This is a genomic window from Runella sp. R0.1_18, from assembly GCF_057652155.1.
Window position 1 is genome coordinate 1 of sequence record NZ_JBYFCK010000048.1, and the last position, 6,034, is coordinate 6,034.

The 6,034-nt window shown below is 36.7% G+C and carries 5 protein-coding genes; 2 read left to right on the plus strand and 3 right to left on the minus strand.

The window, feature by feature from the left end; all coding sequences use genetic code 11:
• Positions 1-61: 61 nt before the first annotated feature.
• The 3 genes from AC23P2_RS30805 to AC23P2_RS30815 form a co-directional block, all read right to left on the minus strand.
• Positions 62-1,465 (minus strand): type IV secretory system conjugative DNA transfer family protein, encoded by a 1,404-nt coding sequence (locus tag AC23P2_RS30805; RefSeq protein WP_487776745.1) that lies wholly within the window; start codon positions 1,463-1,465, stop codon positions 62-64.
• Between the two features lie 111 nt (positions 1,466-1,576).
• Positions 1,577-1,801 (minus strand): hypothetical protein, encoded by a 225-nt coding sequence (locus AC23P2_RS30810; protein WP_487776746.1) that lies wholly within the window; start codon positions 1,799-1,801, stop codon positions 1,577-1,579.
• Between the two features lie 5 nt (positions 1,802-1,806).
• Positions 1,807-2,379 (minus strand): nucleotide-binding protein, encoded by a 573-nt coding sequence (locus tag AC23P2_RS30815; protein WP_487776747.1) that lies wholly within the window; start codon positions 2,377-2,379, stop codon positions 1,807-1,809.
• Positions 2,380-3,012: 633 nt separating this feature from the next.
• Here AC23P2_RS30815 and AC23P2_RS30820 point away from each other — a divergent pair.
• The gene (locus tag AC23P2_RS30820) at positions 3,013-4,377 is read left to right on the plus strand and encodes a RepB family plasmid replication initiator protein (RefSeq protein WP_487776748.1); all 1,365 of its coding nucleotides are present in this window, start codon (positions 3,013-3,015) and stop codon (positions 4,375-4,377) included.
• Between the two features lie 1,121 nt (positions 4,378-5,498).
• Positions 5,499-5,984, plus strand: coding sequence for a hypothetical protein (locus tag AC23P2_RS30825; protein ID WP_487776749.1), 486 nt, complete (start codon positions 5,499-5,501; stop codon positions 5,982-5,984).
• Positions 5,985-6,034 lie beyond the last annotated feature (50 nt).

Below are 6,034 nucleotides of genomic sequence, written 5' to 3' on the forward strand. Positions count from 1 at the left end.
ATTTAACCCCACAACAGTTTATTGACAAAAATCAAAATCTCTACTTTAAAGCGGTTGCGGCTTAGGGGAGCAGGACACTTCTGGCAACGATTTTGGTATTTGTATTGGTCATTATCATTTTTAGGAAAGGGTCGTCCATCTTTTGGCCGACTGTTTGCTGAGCAACATTTAAGTGTATTCCAAGACCCCTCCCCTCAGTAAACATATATTCAGCAGATTCTGTAACGTAGTTTTGAAATTCGTCAATATGGAGCCAAACAGGTATCCTATCTTTCTGTTCCAATGTCGAACGTCTTTGAGCAATGAGCTGAGCAGCTGAAATAAAGTATTTGCCTAATAGACTTGAAACTCCTGCCCCTAGCTCTCCTTTGGAAAGATTGACAATAATCACCATTTTCCTATCAAACAATTCATTGAGACGGATTTTGGATTTACCCGATGTTGTTCTCTGAAAGACGTAATCCTGAATCATAGCAGCAATACGCCATTCTATACCCTGTTTTGTTCCTTGAATTACATTATTGAAATTATATTGAAAATAGTTTTTAGTGAACTCGAACTCACTCGGAAGTCCATCAGCAAGGCTAATAAGTTTCTCAGCTTCTTTCTTTGAAGCAACGCCAGCCTTTCCTGTATCCATCATACGGTAGATGTCTGCCAAATTCAACTTATAGTAATAGGCTAAAACTAAGCAAGAATCCAACATGGATTCCATCGCTCCTGAGAACTCGGAGGATTCGCCCATCTCTTTAAATACTGCTTTGAGAATCTGCTTCATTTCTTTGACCGCAAGGCGTACATCTGACACCTGGTCAAAAGGGTTAATTTTAGGGACAACGTCTTTATAAAGCGTAGGATGAATATAAACAAGACGGTCGTGGTGTTTACCTCCTGGAGCAAACATCTTAGATCTTGCCAATTTCCTTGCCAAATCTCCTTTAGGGTCAATCATGACAACAGCACCGTTTCCGTTGTTGACATCGTCAATAAACATCTGTTCCATAATTGTACTTTTTCCTGAGCCCGTCGAACCTACTATATAAGTATGTTTCTTTCTTGCCTCCTCAGGAATGATGACAGAAAGCTCATTGTAAAAAAATTCCGCCACCTCCGGGCAATGTATCTGCGACACTGTTCGTATGCACTGGCAATAGCCTCGATAACTTTTATCATATCCGCTACTAAATCCGAATAGCCTTCTACTGAGTTCGTCAAGAAGCTCTTGATTTTTTCCGTCATGCCAATTGATGTATTCTTTATAGGTAAAAAGTCTTTTGATCCAATGTTCTGAATCCTTATATTCTTCTGGCTTACTATCATATAATCTGACACGGCGACTCATATACATCTCCGTAAGTTCCATGTCATTGCCTCGCAGAAAAACACCAATATTTATACCATTGTCATCCAATCCATAGCGCTTATTTGGGTTCAATGAGTCCTCGAAACTACGGTTAATGTCCATGTTCGTTGTGGGGTTCGTTATGGTATTTCTTATATGAATTTCAAATCCTTTTACAACCGCTGATTATCAATGCTTTTAACACATTAATGTAGTTCGACTCTTTCACTTTGTTCAAGACCTTTTTGATAGGTACTCCTCAAGGGCTTCCGTGGTGATTTCTTTAATGCTTTTCTTGGAATGGAGGGCGTATGTTTTTACACGCATTTCGGTTCCTGAGTCCAGCCATATATTAAGATGCCAGTCGCCTTTTTTTACGGGAGATATCCTTTGCACAGGAGTTTCAGGAGCATTCTTTATCAGCCCCTTGAGTTGGTTCTTTTTTTCTTGATAGCTCATGATGTCTATATTTTTGAAAATATCTCAATTGTTAATGAAGTGATTTCCTCTTTTGCTTTTTCATCGTCCGAACTGAAGACGGAGCCGGTAACCGGCGAACGTGCGTAGGATACGCGCTGACTGATTTGCTGGTTGAGAATCGGCGAACCATATTCAGAGAGAATGTCAATGATCTCTTTTGTCATGGAGGTCCTGTTTTGAACCATCGTTAGTACTATTCCGTGATTTTTACCCTTGAGCATTGCAAGAGTATCCTTGACTGCGACCGCATCAAAAAAACCGCTTTTGACTGGTACAAGTACAAAGTCTGATGCTTTGATGATTTCTGGTAATTTGTTTGTCAGATAAGGTGGACAGTCAATGAGAGCAACATCAAAGCCTTTTATTTTTCCTTTTAGCACGTCATCTAAACTCACGACTTCAATTGGTGTAATGTCTTTGAACTTTGTCAAGCTCCCCTGAACATCTATGTCACTTGTGCATACCTTGTACTCCTGTGCGAGGCAATATGCAAGATTTATTGCCAACGTGCTTCTTCCAGAACCTCCTTTCGATCCTGCTATTAAGATTACTTTCATTGTTATGTGTGCTTATTTAAAGCAAATATAGGCATTATTACGTATATATTTATATAAATATATAATATTATAAAATTAGTTATCGTTTCTTGATTTTATTTGACGCATAAGTTTTCTTTATCCGTTTTGGGCTAAAATATGGCTCTGCTATGCAAAAATCTTATTTGACTGCTATTTGATAGAACCATCACATTTTTGTCATACCCACTACAAACACTTTACCCCTAAAAGACAATTTTTTATTTAAAAAAAACAAAAATTAAACACACACAAACAAAAGTTTGAGCTTCAAATGAGTTGTGTAAACTTTGAAAATATTTGTACAATTTGGTATCCTGACTAAGTGTCTGACTATCAGTTTATTGTAAGTATTGGTTATGACACATCTAGGATAGTGTTAAGACGTGGATAGGAAATAGGTATGATTAAGTTAGGATAAAAGTATGTCAAGAATAGGAAATGACCCATCATATTTATGTCATACCTTATTTTTTGCAATGAAAGATAACTTTTTTAGCAATTATTCACTGAAAATTGTACTTTTGGGTTATGACAAATTTTTGACATGTCATAACCTATTTTTTGCTAAAAATTTGAGCTAAAAACCTGAATATCAGCTAATTAAAACAAAAAATGCTAAAAAAATCAGACCTTGTTACGCTAAGAAATCCAATCGCAACTGCAAGATATGGGCTATCTGCAAATCAACAAAAAGCATTTTTGGAAGTTGCAGCCTATTTCAAGGCAAACCCAGAGCAGCGGTTCATGAAATTATACATCAGGGAATTTCTCAAAAACATAAATGTCAAAACAAACGCTTTGACTGGGCTGATTGAGGACATCAAGACAATGATGAACATTCCAATCAATATACCACTTAGTAATAAGCGGGGCGAGATTAGATTTTTGATTGCTAATATTTTTGCCTCAGCTGAGTTCCAGCTAGATGATAAGGGTGTTGGATATATTGAAATTGAGGTTTCCGATAAGCTAAAACCATACATGATTGAAGTCATCGAAGGAGACTTTTTTTCTTTCAATCTACCAAATACACGGTTACTCAAATCATCTTACTCTATCAAGATTTATATGATCCTAAAATCTTGGAGACGGTTTAAGAAGTTTGATATTTCTTACAAGGAGCTAAGGGAAGTACTGAACATAGAAGACCACGAATATAAACTTTTTGGAGATTTTAAGCGCCGTATCTTGGATAAAGCCCAAAGCGAGATTGAGGAAAAAACGGATATGAAATTTACTTATACGTTAGTAAGGGCTATTCCCAATAACTCCAATAGTGAAGTAGCAAGGATAATATTCAACATGTCTGACTCAGATCGAGGAGAAGTGACAACGAGTGTTCAATTACCACTGGAGTTAAACGAGAGACATAGCGAGGCGCTACAACTACTGATACAGATTGACCCCAAAATTAACAAAGTAGAGGCCGGTGAGTTCTTGGATAGTCTTGGATTACCCAACGAACGTTTAATGGATATACTGATCTACGCCAAGGAGGAACAGAAACGAGGAATCATTATACGGTCACTGTTTGCCTACATCATAAAAGGCTCAAAAACTCCTTCTATGGGAGTCGGACTATATCATAAGTACAAAGAGAGGTTAGAAGAGGAAAATCGCTTAGTGAAGCTGAAAAGCGACCACATGAAGATAAAAGCATATTGGAACAGTGAGTTCGATGATTATAAAACCACTTTTATATACGGTCTGGGCGTGAGCGCCACCAATGAACAAAAGCATAGCTATCTGCAACACCTATTCAGTCAAGTACTGGCAAATCCGAGCATAAAAAAGATATTCTTTGATGAGAATGATAAGATTATTCAGGATGCAGCACGGTCAGGGTTGGGATATGAGATTTATCAGGAGACTACGAATGACGAACAATTGTTTATCAAATACATGCTGGAAGTAAAAAAACTGTCGGTGTATCGCATAGGGGAATATTGGACCTTCGCTCCCCTACCCGAGTTTTGAAATATCAATATTTCGTTGTAAAATTGATGCGTCTTTATTTCTTAAACGCTATTATCATGACAAAATTAATCTTTCGGTGAATCAACAAGTTTTTTTACTACCTGCTATATGCACTATACGTCATGTGCAGTGGTGACTTAAAATGATTTGATATGCCGGCAAGTACAATTTGACAGGAGATACTTCAAGAGCTAAAGAACATCACGGCTCTATTAAGCAATCCACAAAGGAAGCCTTAATAGGGCTTTTTTATTTTGCTGATATTATATAATTATATAAATATATATGTCAAATTGTACTTATAATCAAAACACTAGTTTCCAACTGCCTTTATTAGATTTATTGTAACAATTGACGTCAATTGTGTAAAAATCACTTGAAAAATAAAAATAAATGATTATACTGATAACACTCAAGTAATGAGTACCCAATATTTATTTTTTACGCAATACTACTAATGTTTACTATTCAAATGAGAGACCTAATGGAAAAAATTTATTTCGCTGATGAATATTATTCACGCATTGAAATTATCAAGGTTTGAGAAAATGAAGTACAGGTATGTAAGAGGCCTCAAGGCACATACGATCCATCAGAAACAATCATTTCACGTGTTAGCTTGCGGAATGATGACAATAGAGAAACTTTTTGTGATGAGTGCAATGAGAACTCAGACGAAACATTGGATATTGAAGACTGTTTTGAGTTCTTTCTTGATGACATGGATGCAAGATACGAACTAGAAGAAGAAATCATAGATAGTGCAAACAGAGATGAACACTGAAAATACACACGTGCTGACTTTAATTTTGTACGATAATTTTATTTATTTCTTACTTTGCGCGAATGAAAAAATCAGAAAACAAAAAACGCTGAAAGGCTAACCCTGGTCCTATCACAACATCATATGTGATAGGCGAACTAATATCAAAGCTTACTTGACACACTAGGCATTCGATATTCAGAAGGATGAAATATAAATGATTGTCTCCCCGTAGTATTGAGGATTGTGCAAGGTACATCAAAGAGCATTGCAAATTGTAGGCTGATTATCAGCCTTTTTTATTTGACAATAATATATAATTATATATTTATATACAGCAAACCAAAACAAAAAAACAATGGCAAAGTCAAAAGTATCATTGCAAAAGACATCCGCATGGGATGCTGTATTGTATCCAGTTGAGATAGTACCAATTACAAAATTATTGCCTCATTACAAGAACAATGCTTCTGACAGGCAGAACGCAATAATTGGCAATAATGACACCATTTATGGCATACAGGGCAACAGTTACACTGTTATACCTAACAGGCTCATATATGACACAGTAAACGCAGTAATTGGTGAACATGAAGTAAGTATCAATCACAACGTACGTGGAGAGTTCTCAATTAACGTCTATCTTCCTTCAACAAGTTTCTATGTTGGAGAGCACAAGGACGAGCTATTCAAGTCAATCATATTTGGCAATAGCTACAATGGAAGGGCTCCGTTCACAGTACAGGGATCAGTTGTGCACACAGTCACCGACAGGGTCAGAGAGCGAGGCATGAAGATCAGTTACTATCGCAAAATATGGCCTTTATTAAATAAACGGGGGTAATGTTCCACGATATTGAGTTAACTATTTGTAATGTAGTGTTCTACGTTCAA